This window comes from Pseudomonas sp. S1_E05 (genome assembly GCF_056337105.1).
Window position 1 is genome coordinate 4,188,517 of the sequence record NZ_JBFRHM010000001.1, and the last position, 20,570, is coordinate 4,209,086.

Sequence of the window (20,570 nt, forward strand, 5' to 3'; positions counted from 1 at the left end):
GATCCTTTAAACAGTGGTAGCCCACAGCTTATTGAGTCACTTGAACGCCTTGTCTTTATCTATGTACCGCAACGCAAAGGGTCTGTGAGTGCATGTGTCTCACTGTTCGTCGTTATAGACGAACTTGGGCATTTCCCAATGGAAACGAATGGCCAGCAAGCGAAGGAGAAATCCACCAAACAGGGTGATCAGGATCGCCTGTTCGCCGGGCAGTTGCAGGTAGATGCACAGCATGTAGCACCAGGCGGCCGCGAAGGAAACGCTGGCGTACAACTCGCGGCGGAAGATCAGCGGGATGTCGTTACAGAATATGTCACGAAGGATGCCGCCAAACACCCCGGTAATCACACCGCTGACCGAGGCCACCAGCATGCCGTGGCCCATTTCCAGGGCGGTCATACAGCCGATCAAAGTGAAGGCCACCAGCCCCACGGCATCGAGCACCAGAAACAGCGAACGCAGGTGGCGCATCCAGCGCGCGGTGAACACGGTGACCATGGCCGCAATCGACGTCAGCACCAGGTACTCCGGGTGTTTGACCCACGTCAGCGGATAATGGCCGAGCAAAACATCGCGCACCGAGCCACCGCCCAGCGCCGTGATGCAGGCAATCAGCACCACGCCAAACCAGTCCATGCCCCGCCGCCCCGCGGACAGCGCCCCGGTCATGGCTTCGGCGGTAATGGCGATCAGGTAAAGCATCAGCAACATGGCGGCAGTCCTTGCGAGAAGGCGCGCAGTCTAGCCATTAAGGGGCGGCACCAAAGGGGGGCGTGCCTTGTAGATTGTGCTGGCCCCATCGCGAGCAAGTCGAATCGTCGCACCGCCGCTCCCACAGAAGCCCAATTGTGAACGCGATCAATTGTGGGAGCGGGCTTGCTCGCGAAGAGGCCCGCCCAGACACCGGCAAATCAAACCTTGATGAAATGCTTGCGGTAATGCTGCAACTCCGCGATCGATTCGCGAATGTCGTCCAGTGCCAGGTGGGTACTGCCCTTTTTGAAGCTGTCACGCACATCCGGCGCCCAGCGTGCCGCCAGCTCCTTGAGAGTCGACACGTCGAGGTTGCGGTAGTGGAAGTAACTTTCCAGGCCTTTCATGTGGGTATAAAGGAAGCGACGGTCCTGGCAGATGCTGTTGCCGCAGATCGGCGATTTGCCCTTCGGCACCCACTGTTCCAGGAACGCGATGGTTTGCGCTTCGGCTTCGGCCATGCTGATGCGGCTCTCACGCACACGCTGGGTCAGGCCCGAGTTGCCGTGGGTGCGGGTGTTCCACTCGTCCATGGTGGCGAGCACTTCGTCACTGTGGTGAATGGCGATCACCGGGCCTTCGGCCAGGGTGTTGAGCTCACTGTCGGTGACGATGGTGGCCATTTCGATAATGACGTCGGTGTCAGGGTTCAGACCGGTCATTTCCAGATCGATCCAGATCAGGTTTTGCGCGTTTAGCATGTGTCGACTCCTAGGCAATGCTGCGCAGTTTAGCTTAGGGAGGCCTCGGGGCGTGCTAAACTCGCGGCCGTTTTACCTAATCGCTGCATTCTTCTTGTGGAACACCCATGGCCAAACGCCAACTCAATCGTCGTCAGAACTGGCGCATCGAAAAAATTCAGGGCGAGCGCGCTGCCCGCGCCGCCAAACGCGAGTCCTCGGCGGTCGAGGCACTCGAGGGTGGCGACCTGGGCCCGGAACAGACAGGCCTTGTGATTGCGCATTTTGGTGTGCAGGTCGAAGTCGAAGCGCTGGCTGGCGAACTGGCTGGCCAGGTGTTTCGCTGCCATTTGCGCGCCAACCTGCCGGCGCTGGTGACCGGCGATCAGGTGGTGTGGCGCGCCGGCAATCAGGGCATCGGGGTGATCGTCGCGCAATTGCCGCGCAACACCGAACTGTGCCGCCCGGACAGCCGCGGCCAGCTCAAGCCCGTGGCGGCCAACGTCGACATGATCGTGATCGTCTTCGCTCCGCTGCCCGAGCCTCACGCCAACCTGATTGACCGTTATCTGGTGGCCGCCGAACATGCCGGCATTCGCCCGCTGTTGCTGCTCAACAAGTTCGACCTGATCGACGAGCAGAACGCCCCGGCACTCAACGCCCTGCTCGCGGTGTACCGCACGCTGGGTTACCCGGTGCTGGAAGTGTCGGCGCACCACGGCAACGGCATGGAGCAACTGCAACAGCAACTGGACGGGCACATCAGTGTGTTCGTAGGCCAGTCCGGCGTCGGCAAGTCGTCGCTGGTCAACAGTCTGCTGCCGGACGTCGACACCCGCGTCGGACCTTTGTCCGAGCTGTCCGGCCAAGGCACCCACACCACCACCACCGCGCGCCTGTTCCACTTCCCCGGTGGTGGCGAATTGATCGACTCCCCGGGCATCCGCGAATTCGGCCTCGGCCACGTCAGCCGCGCCGACGTCGAAGCCGGCTTCATCGAATTCAACGACCTGATCGGCACCTGCCGCTTCCGCGATTGCAAACACGACCGCGAACCCGGCTGTGCGCTGCTCAAGGCCCTGGAAGACGGCCGCGTGCAACAGCAGCGGATGAACAGCTATCGCTCGATCATCGCGAGCTTGCCGCAGGGTGGTTATTAAGCGGCGTTGTCCCGGTGGGAGCGGGCTTGTCGAAGCGTCGAACCGCCGCGATGGTCGTTAACGATGACGCTGGCAGCCTGACACCCAGCGGTGTCTGGACATCCATCGCGAGCATGCTCGCTCCTACAGGGGTCGGTGATTAGCTTTGAAATTGGCCATTCAGGCATAAAAAAGCCGCGAGCATTTCGCGGCTTTTTTGCATTTAGCGGGCGGCTTTTTCCAGCGACCAACCCAGCACATCCAGCGCATCGCAACCGTCCTGCAACAGAAGGTGGGCGGCACTGGCGAAGTGTTCCAGGTCATGACCTTCAGCATTCCTGACGCTCAGGCAGGTGACGCTATTCAGCAGGTTACGGGCAATTTTGAGGCGGTGGACAGCGTTTTCGAGCAGGTCGACAGCTCGGGCCCCGGTATCGATGTACAGGATCGGGCCGGCGCTGAAATTGTTTTGGAGGGGGTGGTATTTAGGCATGGCTGAATCTCATCTGATAAATGAAGCTCCACCTTTCGCGGCTAAACGAATTAGGTGGTAGCTATGCGCGGGTTAGCCGACCGGCAGATGACTCCGGCACACCCGAAGGTGTCCCACGCACAGCCACCATAGACATGCAGACCCAAGGCAGCAAAAAGCGCCGCGATTATACGGGCGCTTGTGCATCATCTGATACGACCGGCTAAAGTCGATCACCGTTTTCGTCGGTGACGGGGAAACTATAGGCGCGCCCCAGATGAAGAAAACCCCGGTTTATGCAACTAAGAGATTTCCCACATCAATCTCGGACATGGATGGTTTTTCGGTTTTTTCCCGGGCGACCTCACCCACCGGCATAACACCGAACCTGTAGCAGCGAGCTTGTCGAAGCGTCGAACCGTCGCGATGGTCGTCAACGATGACGCTGGCGGCCTGACATCCAGCGGTGTCTGGACATCCATCGCGAGCAAGCTCGCTCCTACAGGGGTCGGTGATTAGCTTTGAAATTGGCCATTCAGGCACAAAAAAGCCGCGATCATATCGCGGCTTTTTCGTATCACTGTTTCGGCGCTTCCGGCGGTTTGGGGGCCGGGTTGTCGAACAGGTTCAGGCGTTCGCGCAGCTCGTGGGCCGGTAGCGGTTCCTTTTCAGGCGGCAAGGCGTTTGGATCGGCCGGTTTGGCCGGCACTTCACCTGGGCCACCTTGGCCTTGTGTCGGTTCCGGAGCCGGTTCCGCACCTTGCGAGCCTTCGATGGCACGCTGGGCTTTCTTGGTCAGCACGATGATGTCGATACGGCGGTTGACCGGGTTGAGCGGATTCTCGCGGTCGAACAGTGCCGACGAGGCATAACCCACCACCCGCGCCACCTGATCTTCCGGATAACTGCCCGCCACCAGCGCACGGCGTGCGGCGTTGGCACGGTTGGCCGACAGCTCCCAGTTGCCGAAGTCGCCGGTACCGGCGAACGGCTTGGCATCGGTGTGGCCACTGACGCTGATCTTGTTCGGCACCGCCTTGATGGTGTCGGCCATGGCCAGCAGGATGTCTTCGAAATACGGCTTCAGGCGCGCACTGCCGGAATCGAACATCGGCCGGTTCTCGGCGTCCACGATCTGGATACGCAAGCCGTCGGTGGTGATCTCGAACAGGATCTGGTCCTTGAACTTCTGCAGTTGCGGGTTTTCTTCCACCTTGTTCTGCAGTTCCTGCAGCAACAGCTCCAGGCGTTCCTTCTCGACCATCTCGGCCATGCCTTCGACCTGTTCGGCGTCGACCGTCACCTTGTCCGGCTGAGGCTGGGACTTCACCTCAGGGTTGAGGGTGTTTTCCGGCGCCAGGGTCGGCGAGCCGCCCAGGTCAATGATGTAGGGCGTGCCACTTTCGGAAAACCCGACCGGGTCCTTGAAGTAACCGGCGATGGCGATCTTCTGTTCCGGTGTCGCGGTGGACAGCAGCCACAGCACCAGGAAGAACGCCATCATCGCCGTCGCGAAGTCAGCGAAGGCGATTTTCCAGGCGCCCCCGTGATGTCCGCCGGCTATGCGCTTTACGCGCTTGACGATTATCGGCTGATTATTTTCCATGGTTTAGCGACCGCGAACCGCTTGTTCCAGCTCAGCGAAGCTAGGACGGTGCGCCGGGTACAGAACCTTGCGCCCGAACTCCACGGCCAGCGATGGCGGCATGCCAGAAGCCGAGGCCACCAGCGAGGCTTTGATCGCTTCGTATACGTTCAGCTCTTCCTTGGCATCGTGGGCCAGGGAATGGGCCAGGGGGCCGAAAAAACCGTAAGCGGCGAGAATACCGAAGAAGGTACCCACCAGTGCGGCACCTACGTGCAAGCCGATGGAAGCCTGGTCGCCCTCACCGAGCGAGGCCATGGTCACCACGATACCCAGTACCGCGGCGACAATACCGAAACCGGGCATGCCGTCGGCAATGCCGTTGACCGCATGGGAAGGATGCTCCAGGTCTTCCTTGAGGCTGTAAAGTTCCATGTCGAACAGACCTTCCAGCTCATGGGGAGCCATGTTGCCGGACGACATGATGCGCAGGTAATCACAGATAAACGCGGTCATGCGTTCATCTTTCAACACTGCGGGATACTTGGCGAAAATGGGGCTCGCCGCGGCATCTTCGATGTCGCCTTCGATGGCCATCATGCCTTCACGGCGACTTTTATTGAGGATTTCGTAAACCAGCCCCAACACTTCCAGGTAGAAGGTGTGGCTGAAGCGCGAGCCGAACATGCTCAGGGATTTCTTGAGCACGTGCATGGTCATATAGCCGGGGTTGGCCTGCAGGAACGCACCCAGGGCTGCGCCGCCAATGATCATGACTTCGAAGGGTTGGATCAGGGCGGCAATTTTGCCGTGGGAGAGCACGTATCCGCCGAGCACGCTAGCGAATACGACGATGATGCCGATTATTTTAGCCATAGGTAGGAGAGCACTTACTGAGTCGGGTTCAAGGTCATATTCGGAAGTTAAAAAATCTCTTCTTCTACTTATCGGCAAAACTGCGCCAGACTATAGCCAGTTCAGGCGAAAAGCCAATTTGGCCCATTCTGGGCGTAGGTAATGCAGACGATGATCACGTCCAACCATGGCTAATGAAACGAACGTTCCACCGCAAAAACCGACCACGCTCGAAGGCTGGGTAAAGCTTCTCGATGGCGTGCGCCTGCCTGTCCCACAGGACAGCCATGACCGGGTTTGCAAGGCAATCACCGACAATCGCAGCTCATTGCGCGACATCGCCGACCTGATGCAGGACAGCCCTGCACTGGCATTGTGTGTGATTCGCGAAGCCAATCGGCAGACTCACGGCAGCATGGCCGAGCCAGCGGAAAACCTTGAGGTGGCGATCACGCGCCTGGGTTTGAAGCGCACCGAAGAGTTGCTCGCTCGGCTGCCTGCCATGCCTGAATCGCAAATTCCAGCGACCCTGCGACAGTTGCAGTTGATCAGCCAGCACGCCACGCAACAGGCCAACGGTTTTTTCGCCGCACGCCTGGCCAGGCTGTGGCAGGACATCCACTGGGGCAGCCTGTTATTCCTGTCGCCGTTATGGCCGCTGGCACTGACCCACCCGCAATTGCTCGAAGAGTGGGAACTGCGGGTTATCCACAAGGGCGAGTCGGCACGCAAAGTCGAGAAACAATTGTTCGGCGTTCGCTTGTTGCGTATCGCCCGCACACTGGTGGAAACCTGGCACCTGCCGAACTGGGTCCAACAAGGTTACAGGCTGCTGCTCATGGAGCAACGTGAGCTGGTGCAGGTTCTGCGCATCGCCCGTGACATCGATCATCCGCTGCGCCAGCAAAACCGTCTCGATGACGACCCGACACTGCGTCGCTGGCTCAACCAGCCGGCCAACACCGTGTTGCTGGCCAACGGGTTGGCACTGTCGGCGCAACAATCCTGGGACTGCCCGCACAGTCAGCGCTGGCAATACTTGACCAGTCTTTACCTGCAAATGCCAATGGACGAGTTGCAGCAGCAACTGCACCAGCAGGCGGCCAACAGCGCCCGCCACCACGCGGCGCCAGACCTCTTCCATCCCGCCGTTGCGCTGCTCTGGCCGTGGGGTACCCATCGTATCCACGCTGGTCTGCTGCCTGCCCCGGGACCGTCTGCCGAAGACTTGACGAAGTGGCGCGGGCAATGCGCCGAATTACTGGCTGAGCCGAGTCGGTTCACCAATGCCATGCACCTGACCAACTCGGCACGGGACGCCCTGGTGGCGTGTGGCATGCGCCGGGTGATGATCCTGATGGCCGACCGCACCCACGCCAATCTGCGCGTACACCAGACCGCCGGGCTGCCCAAGGAAGCAGCCGGATTGAATTTCGTGGTCAGTCAAAGCACCGTGTTGCAACGCTTGCTGGCGCAACAGGCCCAGGTGCGCCTGACCCCGGCCAACAATGCGCAATTCTCGGCGCTGCTGCCGCCCGGCCTGCGCGCACAATTTCGCGGTGAACACTTGATGCTGCGTTCGCTGGTCAACAACGGCCGCGTCATCATGATCGTGGCCGCAGACCAGGGTGGTGGGCCGTTTTCGGATATCACCGTGCAGGCCTTTGGGAAAACCGCGCAGTGCATCGAGAAAGCCCTGCACAGCTTTAGCCATCGCGGCCAATGACCCGCTACAATCCTCCCCTTTGTGCCCTGGAGACCTCACATGTCTGACTTCTCTGGCTTGCCGCTGGTGATTGAGCCGAGCGACTTGCTTCCTCGCCTCGACGCCCGCGATCTCATCCTGGTGGACCTGACCAGCAGCGCCCGCTATGCCGAAGGCCATATTCCCGGCGCGCGCTTCGTCGATCCGAAACGCACGCAACTCGGCCAGCCGCCGGCGCCGGGCCTGATGCCACCGCAAGCGGCGCTGGAAGCGCTGTTCGGTGAACTGGGCCACAATCCCGACGCCGTGTACGTGGTCTACGACGACGAAGGCGGCGGTTGGGCCGGGCGCTTCATCTGGTTGCTCGATGTCATCGGCCACCAGAAGTACCACTACCTCGACGGTGGCCTGACGGCCTGGCTGGCGGAAGGCTCGCCGATGTCGATCCAAATCCCGCCAGCGGTGGGCGGTCCGGTGACCTTGACCCTGCACGAGGAACCCACCGCGACACGCGAGTACCTGCAAAGCCGCCTTGGCGCCGCCGACCTGGCTATCTGGGACGCACGCGGGCCACTGGAGTATTCCGGCGAGAAGGTCCTGGCGGCCAAGGCTGGGCACATTCCCGGCGCAGTCAACTTCGAGTGGACCGAGGGCATGGACCCGGCGCGCAACCTGCGCATCCGCACCGACATGCCGCGAATCCTCGAACACCTGGGGATCACCAAGGACAAAGAAGTCATTACCCACTGCCAGACTCATCACCGTTCTGGCTTCACTTATCTGGTGGCCAAATCCCTCGGTTATCCGCGGGTCAAAGGCTATGCCGGTTCCTGGGGCGAATGGGGCAACCATCCCGACACGCCCGTAGAGATTTAAGGTTTTAAAGGACAGTTAATGAACAAGCGTCTGTTTATCCTCAGCCAGTACCTGCTGCCCCACCACCTGCTTTCGCGATTGGCCGGATGCGTCGCCGAATGCCGTGTGCGCTGGTTCAAGAATGCGTTCACCGCCTGGTTCGCCAAACGCTATCAGGTGGACATGTCCCAGGCCCTGGTTGAAGACATCACCGCGTACGAGCACTTCAATGCATTCTTCACCCGTGCCTTGAAGGATGGCGCCCGTCCGCTGGACGAGACACCAGGCGCAATCCTGAGCCCGGCCGATGGCGCGGTCAGCCAGTTGGGCCCGATCGAACACGGACGTGTGTTCCAGGCCAAGGGCCACAGTTTCAGCGTGCTGGAATTGCTGGGCGGCGACCCGGCCAATGCCGCACCGTTCATGGGCGGCGATTTCGCCACCATTTACTTGTCGCCCAAGGACTACCACCGCGTGCACATGCCGCTGGCCGGCACCCTGCGCGAGATGGTCTACATTCCGGGCCGTATCTTCTCGGTCAACCAGACCACCGCTGAAAACGTCCCGGAACTGTTCGCGCGCAACGAACGCGTGGCGTGCATTTTCGACACCGAGCGCGGGCCGATGGCCGTGGTGCTGGTGGGCGCGATGATCGTGGCGTCGATTGAAACCGTTTGGGCCGGGTTGGTGACGCCTCCCAAGCGCGAGCTGAAAACCTTCCGCTACGACGAAGCGGCCCGTGCGCCGATCCATCTGGAAAAAGGTGCGGAACTGGGTCGATTCAAGCTGGGTTCGACCGCCGTCGTGCTGTTTGGGCCGGATCAGGTCAAGTGGGCCGAAGAATTGGCCGCTGGTTCGCCCGTGCAGATGGGCCAGGGTTTGGGCCTGCCAAAGGCCTGATACCAACCCCCACTGTAGGAGCGAGCTTGCTCGCTCCTACAGTGGGGGTGTGGAATTTGTGTACCCTTTCGCTTGTCCATAGCTGCTAGAGTCAAACCTTCACTGCCCACTTCCCGGCTGGAGTTTGTTTACGGCATGGATGAGACCAGTCCCCACTTGTTGCTACGGGCACCCACGCCCACTCAACCACGTTTGTCTTTCTGCGAGGCCACTCCGCGCGATCTCAAGCGCTGGATCGCAGACTTGCCCAAGGCCAACATCGGCGAAACCGCACGTCGGCTTTATCAGGGCCTGAGCGAACTCAACCAACTGCTCACCCCCAGCGACAATCGCCTGCAACTCCTCGAATTGCTGCGGCCCGAGGTGTATTACGTTTGCAAGCACCTGGAGCGGCACTTCCTGCACCAGTCGATTGTGCTCGATGAGCGCTCGCGCAAGGTCGTCAACCTCTGCCAGGCGCTGCAAGGTCATTTGGCGATCGGGTACAAGCAGATCGTCGTACGCATTGCCCCGCGTTTTAGCAAAGACCGCGCACCGCTGTTGACCCACGCATTGCAACGGGCCATGCATTGCCTCAACGGTACCCTGATTCGCGCCACCGAACTGTACGCCCCCGTGCCGGAAGGTTTGTGGCTGGAACTGCACCAACTGTATCGGATTGCCTGCGCCCATCGCCTTCAGGACCAGATTCTGCGCGATCCGTTGGCCAGCCAGACGCAAACGATCAGTATCGAACAAACCTATACGGTCGCCCTGCTGCTCGGCGCCGCCCGCTGCAATCAGCTGCGCCAGAACCAGATCGCACGGCTTGTCGAAGTGCTTGAGCCCTGGAGCAAATGGCTCAAGCTGCAAACGCAAGCCTCTGGCTTGTTTGCCGTCGCACCGGAACTCGATATCGGCCCCCGCTACCGAGCGAAATTCCGCCCTGAACAGTTGGAAAGTTTGCTCACTTTCGATCCGCAGCCACTCGTAGCCGCCATTGACGCGCACCTGCGAGACATCGAAAGCGCCAATCCCCTACCCGTGCCCGCAGGCCTGAGCGTGGACACCCTGCAACACCTGAGTGCCGCCTGGGGCCAGGCCGTAGAGCGCAGCTTCCAGCGCACCGCCAGCCAAGGCACCCTGACGCTGTGCGTTGGCATGAGCGCGCTGCACTTTTACCTGGGCGGCCAACGTCCGTTTAGCGAAATCCTGAAAAACCCCGGAAGCGGCCGCGCCAAATTCACAGCCATGGAACCTGCCGGCCCCCAAAATGACCATTGGCGACAGGCATTCGACGCCGCGCCTCAAGGCACCGCCGATGCGATGCTTCCCTATGAGGAAATCGAATACCCACAACTGCAGATCGACGACAGCCACGAGACCTCTGACCACAACCGTCACTTCCCGACCTACGTCCTGCCCGTGATCAATCACAGCCCGGGAGGCTATTGCCTGGCGTGGCCCGACGCTGTGCCAGAGGAATTGCAGGCGGGCGAAATGGTCGGCATCGAAGATGCAGCGGGGGGCGGTTGGAGCATTGCGGTGGTGCGCTGGATCCGCCAGGTTCGTGGCGGCGGCACGCAAATGGGCATTGAGCAAGTTGCCCCGTATGCCGAACCTTGCGGCCTGCAACTGGTGCGCGCTCGCGACGACCACAGCCATTATCTGCGTGGCCTGTTGTTGCCGGCCATCAGTGCGGTCGATTTGCCGGCAACCCTGCTCGCCCCGCGCCTGCCCTTCCAGGAAGGCAACAAGGTGCTGATCAATACCAACGGCGAAGAACGCCGCGCCGGTCTGGATCGGCGGCTGGCCAGCACCAACAGCTTCAATCAGTTCGCGTATCGCTCGCTGGAAGCGGCCAGGAACGAGAACGCCACGGGCAGCGACGGTGGGGTCGGCTCGGAAGAAGATTTTGATTCGTTGTGGAAGACACTCTGAGAGACCGCAGCGCGGCCATCGCGGGCAAGCCCGCTCCTACAGCAGACCAACTGTAGGAGCGGGCTTGCCCGCGATAAGGTTTGTCAGCCGCCGCTGAACTCAGAGCTGCCCGTCACGATCCCTGAAGCCCAGCAGATACAACACACCATCGAGCCCCAGCGTGGAAATCGCCTGTTTCGCCGACTGCTTGACCAGCGGCTTGGCGCGAAACGCAACGCCCAGGCCGGCGATCGCCAGCATCGGCAGGTCGTTGGCGCCGTCGCCCACGGCGATGGTCTGCTCAAGGCGCAAGCCTTCTCTGGCCGCCAGTTCCTTGAGCAGATCGGCCTTGCGTTGCGCATCGACAATCGGCTCGACCGCAACGCCGGTTACCTTGCCATCCACCACTTCCAACTCGTTGGCGAACACATAGTCGATGCCCAACTTGGCCTGCAACTGCTTGGCGAAGTAGGTAAAACCACCCGAAAGGATCGCCGTCTTGTAGCCCAGGCGCTTGAGTTCCGCAAAGAGCGTCTCGGCGCCTTCGGTCAGGCGCAATGAGGCGCCGATGGAGTCCAGCACGCCGACATCCAAGCCCTTGAGCAGCGCCAGGCGTTCCTTGAAGCTGGCACGAAAATCCAGCTCACCGGCCATGGCGCGCTCGGTGATTTCCGAGACCTTGTCGCCTACACCAGCGGCCTTGGCCAGTTCGTCGATCACTTCGGCCTCGATCAGGGTCGAGTCCATGTCGAACACCGCCAGGCGACGGTTGCGACGGAACAGCGAATCTTCCTGGAAGGCGATGTCGACGTTCAGTTCCTGGGCGACGTTGAGGAATTCGGCGCGCAATGCCTGTGGGTCAGCGGCTTCACCACGTACCGAAAACTCGATGCAACCCTTGCCCTTGTCGGCCGGGGTGTCGAGGGGCATGCGTCCGGACAGACGATCGATGTGATCGATGTTCAGCCCGTACCTGGCGGTAATTTCGCTCACCGCCTGCAATTGCCCGGCGGTCACTTTGCGGGTCAGTAGCGTCACGATATGGCGTTTTTTGCCTTGGTTGCCCACCCACTGTTGGTAATCCTCTTCGGACACCGGCGTGAATCGCACCTGTTGCTCGAGCTCGTAGCCTTTGAAGAGGATGTCCTTGAGCACCGACTGACCTTGCTCGGTGTCGGGAATTTCGACCAGGATGCCGAACGACAGCGTGTCGTGGATCACCGCCTGGCCGATGTCGAGAATGCTCACACCACCCTGTGCCAGAACGCCGGTAATGGCCGCAGTCAGACCCGGACGATCGGATCCGGTGATGTTTATCAGGACGATTTCGCGCAAGGCGCACCCCCGCAAGTGGAAAAAAACCGCATTCTACCCACATTCAGTGACCATCGGGCACCGTGAGCGCTTTGCCGGTCTAGGGCCTGTCGCTATACTGCGCATCAACTTCACGGACAAAAGAGCCGAGCGCAAGTGAACCGGCCCACGCCAGTAAAAACCGATAACTTCTTCCTGCTGATCTTCCGTGCACTGCGTCACCGCCGTGTACCGATTGCATTGCGCATCGCCAGCCATAACGTGATCCTGGTGGCCCTGGCCCTGGTGATCTACGCCTGCGTGATGGGTTTGCAGTTCAAGCAGGCCATGCACGAGCAGGCGGATGCCCTGGGCGAAAGCCTGACCACGCAGACGGCCACCTCGGCCACCGAGCTGCTGGTGTCCAACGACATCCTCAGCCTCAACGTGCTGCTCAACAACCTGACCAAGAACAAGCTGGTGGCACACGCCGCCATCTACAGCGTGGATAATCGCATCCTCGCCGAATCCGGTCAGCGCCCCAAGCACGGCCTGCTGGGCGAAGCCGAGGGTATGTACCAGAGCAAGATCACCTTCCAGGACGTAACCGCCGGTCAACTGCGCATCAGCCTGGACATGGATCAGTTCCAGCAGCCGATGACCATCAGCCTCCAGAGCATGGGCATCCTGAGTGCCATTCTGCTGGCCCTGTCCCTGGCCCTGAGCCTGCGCATGGGGCGCTACCTGTCCACGCCGCTGCTGCAATTGCGCGTGTGGCTGCGCAATATCGACGAATACACCCCGGCGACCGACCGCCAGGACGAAATCGGCGACCTGGCGCGTCAACTTCACGCCAATTTCGCTCCGGAACCGGCTGAACCCGAGCCCGTCCCGGAAGCCGAGTACGACGACAGCGATTACGCTGACTCCGACGAACCGGCCTTCGAAGTGCGTAACCTGCGCGATCCGAGTTTCGATGAGACCAAGCCGGTTGCTGGCCTCAAGCCCGCACCCCGGCAAATCGTCAGCACCGTCGAAGACGACGATGACGACGAGGACCCGTTTGCCGACCTGCGCGACGAGTCGACAGCGAGCCCGGCTATCAAGCTACCCGTGTCCAACGTACCGCAGCACAGCGCCGTGCTGGCCGTGCAGCTCGGCGCCCAGGACCAACTGCGTCGCCTGCCCCGTGCGCGCCTGGAAGAATTGCTCGAACGCTATCGCGATTGCCTCGATCAGGCCGCGTCGCTCTACCAGAGTGAACTGCACACCCTGAACGATGGCAGCACGCTGATGCTGTTCCACACCGAGGACAGCGGCGACGACTACCTGACCAACGCCATCTGCTGCGGTGAGTTGCTGCGTGCGCTGGGCCATCAATTGCAGATCGAAGTCGCAGACAGCGGCATCACCCTCCAATTGCAACTGGGCCTGACCCTGGGTGACGAGCTGTTCGGCCTGAGCCAGATCGACCTGCTGCTGACCGAAACCGCCCAGGACGCCCTGGCGCTTTCGCAACACAGCCGCAACCTGCTGCTGGTGGAGCGCAAGATCAGCGACGACGCCCTGATCCGCCAGCGCGCCCGTATCCGCCCGATCGCCAGCCCCGAGGGGGCCTGCTGCGTGGAGCGGCTGATGGAGCCTTATCCATCGATGCTTGAACGGCAACTGGCGCGGATGCATGAGCGCCGGGCCTGAGGCCTGAGTTTCAGTCGTAGAAAAGCCCGCAGATCATGCGGGCTTTTTTTGTTGCCTGTGCTCGCGATGGGGCCGGCAGAAGCCCTGAAGATCCTCCAGAAATAACAAAGCCCGCACGTTCGCGGGCTTTGCTTTAAACCAAATCAAACCAACCTCAGAACCTGAACACTTCCATATCGGTACGGATCGGCGCAGCCATCGGGATTTTTGGCTGTTTTTCCTGCTCGACCGCCGGCGCCGCCGGCTTGGCTGCCGGTTTGCGTGGTGCTTCGGCAATCGGTGGCTGGTTGGCCAGTGGCTTGAGCGCCACGGACAACTGTTCGGCCAAACGCTGCAATAACACGCCCTGGGCCTGCACCTGGGCCGCTGTGCCGCCGGCGTGCTCCTCTTGCAGGTGAACGATGCGGTTATCGCGAACCTGGCCACGGCGGTCGATCAGACGCCATTGCGCATCGAGGATCGCCGGTTGTGATTCGCCCGAGTCCAGGCGGGTAATGGTCAGCAGTACCTGGACATCCGGGGTGAAACCGAGGGTCGCCGGGGCCAGTACCACACGCTGGCTGTCCAGGTGGCCCGCCACCTGACGCAGCAACAGCTGATCGATATCCGCCGACAGACTACCCGCCCAGCGACCGTCAATCGATGCCTGCAGGCTGCCATCCGGCTGACGTTGCAGCAGGGTTTCGCGTTGCAGGTAGTCGGCAACCGTTACCGGGCCGAGTAAAACCGCCATACCTGCGGCTTGCGCAGGCTGTGCCGGACTTCCGCTGTCCAGCTGATACAGCGACACCGGCTGGTGAACGCTGCAACCCGCCAGGCCAAGAACGCCGGCGAGCATCAAAATAAAAGGAAGGCGCAGAGCAGTCATCATCCCGTCCAGGTGGTCGCTACAAAGCGGACCACAGTGAAAATACTCAATAAATATGAAGAACGCTCGGTTACACCGGCGCTTGAAAGGGCACATCATCCGTGAATATGCGCTCCGACTCCAGCGCCAAAGCGCCGATCTACGCGTTAAATCGCAGATCCGGCGCTCTAGGACGCTTAATTGAGGTTTTCGACGAGCAGCGCATCGACCCGCTGGAAGCCACGTGGCAATTTGTTACCACGACGACCACGCTCACCCTTGTAGTGTTCGAGGTCGTCCGCTTTCAGTGACAAGGTACGTTTTCCAGCCTGAAGCACCAAGGTGGCGCCTTCGGGAATAACGGCGATGTCCGTGACATATTCTTCGCGATTGGCCACGCGCTCACCGGAAATACCGATGATCTTGTTGCCTTTGCCCTTACCTAATTGTGGCAGATCGCTGATCTTGAAAATCAGCAGGCGACCTTCGGTGGTCACCGAGGCCAGCCAGTTGTTCTCACGGTCAGCCACCGGACGCGGCGCAATCACTTTCGAATTGTTCGGCAGGCTCAACAGGGCCTTGCCCGCCTTGTTCTTGGCCTGGAAGTCTTCACCCTTGACCACGAACCCGTAGCCGGCGTCGGAGGCGATCACGTAGAGCGAATCGTCTTCAGGCATCAGCACACATTCGAAGTTCGCCCCTGGCGGCGGCGTCAGGCGACCGGTCAACGGCTCACCCTGGCCACGGGCCGACGGCAAGGTATGAGCGGCCACCGAATAGCTGCGACCTGTGGAGTCGATAAACACCGCGTACTGGTTGGAGCGCCCTGCCGCCAACGCCTTGAAACCATCCCCGGCCTTGTAGGAAAGCCCGGTGGCGTCGATGTCGTGGCCCTTGGCGGAGCGAACCCAGCCTTTTTCAGACAGCACCACACTGACTTTCTCGTTAGGCAACAGATCGTGTTCGGTCAGGGCCTTGGCTTCGGCGCGCTCGACGATTGGCGAGCGACGATCGTCGCCATAGGTTTCGGCATCCTTGATCAGCTCGCTGCGCACCAGCTTCTTCAGCTTGGCTTCGCTGCCCAGCAGCGCTTGCAGCTTGGCCTGTTCCTTGAGCAATGCATCCTGCTCATCACGCAACTTCATTTCTTCCAGTCGCGCCAACTGACGCAAGCGGGTATCGAGAATGTAGTCGGCCTGGATTTCGCTCAGGGCGAACCGTGCGATCAGGCTCGCCTTGGGGTGTTCCTCAGTGCGGATGATATGGATCACTTCATCCAGGTTGAGGTAGGCAATCAGCAAGCCGTCCAACAGGTGCAGGCGGCGCTCGACCTTGTCGAGGCGGAATTGCAGGCGGCGACGCACGGTCTTCACCCGGAACTCCAGCCACTCGACCAGCAGCGCTCGCAGGTTTTTCAGCTGCGGCTTGCCGTCCAGGCCGATGATGTTGATGTTGACCCGGTAGCTGGACTCCAGATCGGTGCTGGCAAACAGATGCTGCATCAGCGCGTCGTGGTCGAAGTTTTTTCGCGCCCCGGGAATGATCACGATGCGGCATGGGTTCTCGTGGTCGGATTCGTCGCGCAGATCGGCGATCTGCGGGGCTTTCGACGGTTTTGCCTGCATCATGGCCGCGATCTGTTCCAGCACCTTGGCCCCGGAGACCTGGTGCGGAAGCGCGGTGACAATGATGTCGCCATCCTCAATGTGGTACACGGCGCGCATGCGCACCGAACCGCGACCGGTTTCGTAGATCTTCAGCAGATCGGCGCGAAGGGTGATGATTTCCGCTTCGGTCGGGTAATCGGGGCCCTGGATGTGTTCACAGAGCTGCTCGACCGTGGCCTTGGGCTCATCGAGCAAACGCACGCACGCCGACGCCACTTCACGCAGGTTGTGCGGCGGCACGTCAGTGGCCATGCCCACGGCGATGCCGGTGGTGCCGTTGAGCAGGATGTTCGGCAAACGTGCCGGCAACACCAGCGGCTCGTCAAGGGTGCCGTCGAAATTCGGTCCCCAGTCCGCGGTGCCCTGACCCAGTTCGCTGAGCAGCACTTCGGAGTAACGCGACAAACGCGCCTCGGTGTAACGCATGGCAGCGAAGGACTTGGGATCGTCCGGCGCACCCCAGTTACCTTGCCCATCGACCAGCGTGTAGCGATAGCTGAATGGCTGGGCCATCAGCACCATGGCTTCGTAGCAGGCCGAATCGCCGTGGGGGTGGAACTTGCCGAGCACGTCACCGACGGTACGCGCCGATTTCTTGTGCTTGGAATCAGCGTCAAGCCCCAACTCGCTCATCGCATAGACGATGCGGCGCTGTACCGGTTTCAGGCCATCGCCGATATGCGGCAGGGCACGGTCCATGATCACGTACATGGAGTAGTTGAGGTAGGCATTTTCGGTGAAGTCAGACAGTGACCGGCGTTCTACACCGTCCAGGCTGAGATCAAGGGAGTCGCTCATGCGGGCCTCATCGGTTCGTTGTCTGGCGCAGCAGCATGGTGCCACCGCGCTGGGTAAATTCAAGTTTGTTCAGCGCGCTCATACCGAGCAGCACCTGATTGCCATCCAGGCCGGGTGCGACCAGCGCACGAACATCGCGCAAGACGATGTCGCCGACCTGCAAACGATCGATCCGGGTACGGTAACCCTGGCTCAGGCCGTTTGCCGTACTCAGGGTCACCCCAAAGCCTTCTTCAAGTTTCAACCGCTTGGCCAGGTCCGCCGGGATCGAGACATCCGTCGCCCCGGTGTCCAGCATGAAATCCACCGGCTGGCCGTTGATCTGGCCGCTGGCGACAAAATGCCCCTGTTGATTGCTCACCAGTTTCACTTCGATAAAGCCATCGCCCTGTTCGGAGCTGACGATAACGTTCGGGTTGTTCTGGCGCGCTTCCCATTCACCGAAAAACCGCGTGGCCAGGAACAGCCCGGCGCACCAGGCCAGGATCAGCAAGACCCGACCGGCGCGCTTGCCCGGCGCCTGCTCAGTCACGGCGTGGCGCCCCAGCCGCCTTGCGGCGCGGCAAAGCGCCAGACAATTGGGCGTGTCTCGCCATCGGCCCGAGCACCGTCGTTGTTGTCGATGCCGATCCACGCGCCATCGGCGTCAATGATCAACGCTTCTGCCAAACCATAGCTCTGAGAATAACGTCGGTTTTCCTGCAACGCTTCATCGGCAAACGACCAGCAACGCTCGACCTTGGCTGTCACCGCATCACGGCGGCAAATCTCGAATGCATTGCGTTCCAGGGTAAACAGCTTGCCGTTGAACAGGGACAGGTCGGAAAAATCCCGCGACACCGCCCTCGCCTTGGGGAACTGTGCCGGTTGCATTTCCACTCCGGCTTCACTGAGCAGCACACAGCCGCCGTCGCAATCCCAGAGCGTTTGCTGGCGCTTGATTTTCAGCAGGCCACGGCGCTCACGCTCCGCCGCCAACCACAACTGATCGCCAGCCGGGTTGATTGCCAGGCCTTCGAACAGCGCGTTGAAGTGCAACAGCATGCCGCTGGCCCGTGCCTCGCGCACCAGCAATGGCGAAATCCTCAGCCAGGACGTGGCGCCGTCTGCCGGCACTTGCAGCACGGCCGCATGTGCCTCGCTGACAATGTAGCGATTGCCGGCGTTATCACAGGTGATGCCTTCGAAATCCAGGTCGCCCCCCCCGCACGAACGAGGCCGCCCAGGTCCGCGAACGCAAACCCCAGGGCAAACCGCTGTCCGGTACAGGCGGCACGTCAATGTGCACGGCTTGCGCCTGCCAGACCGTATCGCTGGCCTGCAGGCGATAGATCTGATCGTCATCGCGATCGGAAACCGTCCACAGCTCCTTGCCGCACAAGGCCAGCCCTGACAGGTTGCCACCGCGCATCCCTTCCACGGGATGCTCGGACAACAGGCGCAACTCCGGAACCGGTTCGGCAAAAGCCGAAACGCAGGTCAACAGGCACGCCAGGGCAAAGCCAACCCGCATCAGGCAAGAACCTCGGCGAGGTTGCCTTTGGATTCGAGCCAGGTTTTACGATCGCCGGCGCGTTTTTTCGCCAGCAGCATGTCCATCATTTCCGAGGTTTCGGCGAAATCTTCACCCAGGGTGAGCTGCACCAGGCGCCGGGTGTTCGGGTCCATGGTGGTTTCGCGCAGTTGCGGCGGGTTCATTTCACCCAGGCCCTTGAATCGGGTGACCTGCGGCTTGCCCCGTTTCTTCTCGGCAACGAGGCGATCAAGAATTCCGTCGCGCTCGGCTTCGTCGAGGGCGTAGTAGATTTCCTTGCCCAGGTCGATGCGGTACAGCGGCGGCATCGCCACGTAGACGTGACCGGCCTCTACCAACGCACGGAAATGCTGGACGAACAGCGCGCACAGCAGCGTGGCGATGTGCAGGCCGTCGGAGTCGGCGTCGGCGAGGATGCAGATTTTGCCGTAGCGCAGCTGGCTCATGTCCGCCGCGCCTGGATCGACACCAATGGCCACGGCGATGTTGTGCACTTCCTGGCTGGCCAGCACTTCGCTGCCGTCGACTTCCCAAGTGTTGAGGATCTTGCCACGCAGCGGCAGGATCGCCTGGAACTCCTTGTCCCGTGCCTGCTTGGCCGAACCACCGGCGGAGTCACCTTCCACCAAAAACAGCTCGGAGCGCATCGGATCCTGGCCGGCACAATCAGCCAGCTTGCCTGGCAGGGCCGGGCCCTGGGTAATACGCTTGCGCTCGACCTTCTTGCTGGCCTTGAGCCGGCGACCGGCGTTGTTGATCGCCAGTTCGGCCAGCAACATGCCGGTTTCCGGGTTGGCGTTGAGCCACAGGCTGAACGCGTCCTTGACCACGCCGGAGACGAATGCCGCCGCTTCCCGGGACGACAGGCGCTCTTTGGTCTGGCCGGAGAATTGCGGCTCCTGCATTTTCATCGACAGCACGAAGGCGATGCGCTCCCAGACGTCTTCCGGCGCCAGCTTGACGCCGCGCGGCAACAGGCTGCGGAACTCGCAGAACTCACGCATGGCATCGAGCAAGCCCTGGCGCAGGCCATTGACGTGGGTACCGCCCTGAGCAGTCGGGATCAGGTTGACATAGCTTTCCTGAACGCTGTCGCCACCTTCGGGCAGCCACAGCAGCGCCCAATCCACCGCTTCCTTGTTACCGGCCAGGCTGCCGCAGAACGGCTCGTTCGGCAGGCGCTCGAATTCGCTGACCGCATCGACCAGGTACGAGCGCAGGCCATCTTCGTAATGCCACTCGACTTTCTCGCCGGTGCCTTTGTCTTCAAAGCTCACCAGCAGCCCGGGACACAGCACAGCCTTGGCCTTGAGCACGTGCTTGAGGCGGCTGATGGAGAATTTTGGCGAATCGAAGTATTTCGGGTCCGGCGCAAAAAATACACTGGTGCCGGTGTTGCGCTTGCCGACGGTGCCGACCACTTCCAGCTCGGTTTTCTTGAAACCGTCGGCGAAGGTCATCTGGTATTCGTTACCGTCACGCTTGACGCGCACCCGCACTTCGGTCGACAGGGCGTTGACCACGGAAATACCCACCCCGTGCAGACCGCCGGAGAACTGGTAGTTCTTGTTGGAAAACTTGCCGCCCGCGTGCAGCTTGGTGAGGATCAGCTCGACGCCCGACACGCCCTCTTCGGGGTGAATGTCCACGGGCATGCCACGCCCGTCATCGCAGACTTCCAGCGAGTGGTCGGCATGCAGGATGACCTGCACGGACTTGGCGTGGCCGGCCAGGGCTTCGTCGACGCTGTTGTCGATGACTTCCTGGGCGAGGTGGTTCGGCCGACTGGTGTCGGTGTACATACCGGGGCGTTTGCGCACCGGGTCGAGGCCCGAGAGGACTTCGATGGCGTCTGCGTTATAAGAGCTAGCGCTGGGAGTGGCCATGGGG

The 20,570-nt window shown here is 61.1% G+C and carries 16 protein-coding genes and 1 pseudogene; 6 read left to right on the forward strand and 11 right to left on the reverse strand.

The window, feature by feature from the left end:
- Positions 1–99: 99 nt before the first annotated feature.
- Positions 100–711: a trimeric intracellular cation channel family protein gene (locus AB4N33_RS19285; protein ID WP_368556745.1), complete on the reverse strand. Its 612-nt coding sequence runs from the start codon at positions 709–711 to the stop codon at positions 100–102.
- A gap of 200 nt (positions 712–911) precedes the next feature.
- The gene (gene orn, locus AB4N33_RS19290) at positions 912–1,454 is read right to left on the reverse strand and encodes an oligoribonuclease (protein ID WP_460118610.1); all 543 of its coding nucleotides are present in this window, start codon (positions 1,452–1,454) and stop codon (positions 912–914) included.
- A 107-nt stretch (positions 1,455–1,561) separates the two neighbouring features.
- Between orn and rsgA the strand changes: the two genes are divergently transcribed.
- Complete coding sequence (rsgA, locus tag AB4N33_RS19295; RefSeq protein ID WP_460118612.1) at positions 1,562–2,593, forward strand: small ribosomal subunit biogenesis GTPase RsgA; 1,032 nt, start codon at positions 1,562–1,564, stop codon at positions 2,591–2,593.
- Positions 2,594–2,795: 202 nt separating this feature from the next.
- Here the strand turns inward: rsgA and AB4N33_RS19300 are convergent, their stop codons facing one another.
- The 3 genes from AB4N33_RS19300 to motA form a co-directional block, all read right to left on the reverse strand.
- Complete coding sequence (locus AB4N33_RS19300; protein WP_476458027.1) at positions 2,796–3,065, reverse strand: hypothetical protein; 270 nt, start codon at positions 3,063–3,065, stop codon at positions 2,796–2,798.
- A 556-nt stretch (positions 3,066–3,621) separates the two neighbouring features.
- Complete coding sequence (motB, locus tag AB4N33_RS19305; RefSeq protein ID WP_460118616.1) at positions 3,622–4,650, reverse strand: flagellar motor protein MotB; 1,029 nt, start codon at positions 4,648–4,650, stop codon at positions 3,622–3,624.
- A gap of 3 nt (positions 4,651–4,653) precedes the next feature.
- Positions 4,654–5,505, reverse strand: a complete 852-nt coding sequence (motA, locus tag AB4N33_RS19310; protein WP_371050223.1) for a flagellar motor stator protein MotA — start codon at positions 5,503–5,505, stop codon at positions 4,654–4,656.
- Between the two features lie 166 nt (positions 5,506–5,671).
- On the opposite strand from motA, the gene AB4N33_RS19315 reads away from it, so the two are divergent.
- From AB4N33_RS19315 to AB4N33_RS19330, 4 genes are all read left to right on the forward strand, one after another.
- A complete protein-coding gene (locus tag AB4N33_RS19315; protein ID WP_476458028.1) occupies positions 5,672–7,210 on the forward strand; it encodes an HDOD domain-containing protein in 1,539 nt (512 codons plus the stop codon).
- A gap of 39 nt (positions 7,211–7,249) precedes the next feature.
- Positions 7,250–8,065, forward strand: a complete 816-nt coding sequence (gene rhdA, locus AB4N33_RS19320; RefSeq protein ID WP_460118620.1) for a thiosulfate sulfurtransferase — start codon at positions 7,250–7,252, stop codon at positions 8,063–8,065.
- An 18-nt stretch (positions 8,066–8,083) separates the two neighbouring features.
- Entirely contained in the window at positions 8,084–8,944 is an 861-nt protein-coding gene (gene asd / locus AB4N33_RS19325; protein WP_460118622.1) for an archaetidylserine decarboxylase, read from the forward strand.
- A gap of 135 nt (positions 8,945–9,079) precedes the next feature.
- Complete coding sequence (locus tag AB4N33_RS19330; RefSeq protein ID WP_476458029.1) at positions 9,080–10,864, forward strand: molecular chaperone; 1,785 nt, start codon at positions 9,080–9,082, stop codon at positions 10,862–10,864.
- A 99-nt stretch (positions 10,865–10,963) separates the two neighbouring features.
- Here the strand turns inward: AB4N33_RS19330 and serB are convergent, their stop codons facing one another.
- Complete coding sequence (gene serB, locus AB4N33_RS19335; protein ID WP_460118626.1) at positions 10,964–12,178, reverse strand: phosphoserine phosphatase SerB; 1,215 nt, start codon at positions 12,176–12,178, stop codon at positions 10,964–10,966.
- Positions 12,179–12,313: 135 nt separating this feature from the next.
- Here serB and AB4N33_RS19340 point away from each other — a divergent pair, with 135 nt between their 5' ends.
- Positions 12,314–13,834, forward strand: coding sequence for an AhpA/YtjB family protein (locus tag AB4N33_RS19340; protein ID WP_476458030.1), 1,521 nt, complete (start codon positions 12,314–12,316; stop codon positions 13,832–13,834).
- Positions 13,835–13,988: 154 nt separating this feature from the next.
- Here AB4N33_RS19340 and AB4N33_RS19345 read toward each other — a convergent pair whose 3' ends face one another.
- The 5 genes and pseudogenes from AB4N33_RS19345 to parE all read right to left on the reverse strand — a co-directional run bounded on the left by AB4N33_RS19345 (position 13,989) and on the right by parE (position 20,566).
- Positions 13,989–14,702: a PqiC family protein gene (locus AB4N33_RS19345; protein WP_460118630.1), complete on the reverse strand. Its 714-nt coding sequence runs from the start codon at positions 14,700–14,702 to the stop codon at positions 13,989–13,991.
- Positions 14,703–14,878: 176 nt separating this feature from the next.
- Positions 14,879–17,146 carry a DNA topoisomerase IV subunit A gene (gene parC, locus AB4N33_RS19350; RefSeq protein WP_476458031.1) on the reverse strand — a complete coding sequence of 756 codons (2,268 nt, stop codon included), beginning with the start codon at positions 17,144–17,146 and terminating at the stop codon, positions 14,879–14,881.
- 7 nt (positions 17,147–17,153) lie between these two features.
- The gene (locus AB4N33_RS19355; RefSeq protein ID WP_460118634.1) at positions 17,154–17,678 is read right to left on the reverse strand and encodes a retropepsin-like aspartic protease family protein; all 525 of its coding nucleotides are present in this window, start codon (positions 17,676–17,678) and stop codon (positions 17,154–17,156) included.
- Positions 17,675–18,659: pseudogene (locus AB4N33_RS19360) on the reverse strand (esterase-like activity of phytase family protein). Before AB4N33_RS19360 ends, AB4N33_RS19355 begins: the two are co-directional and overlap by 4 nt.
- On the reverse strand, positions 18,659–20,566 hold the full coding sequence (gene parE, locus AB4N33_RS19365; protein ID WP_460118638.1) for a DNA topoisomerase IV subunit B: 1,908 nt from the start codon (positions 20,564–20,566) through the stop codon (positions 18,659–18,661). Before parE ends, AB4N33_RS19360 begins: the two are co-directional and overlap by 1 nt.
- Positions 20,567–20,570: the final 4 nt, after the last annotated feature.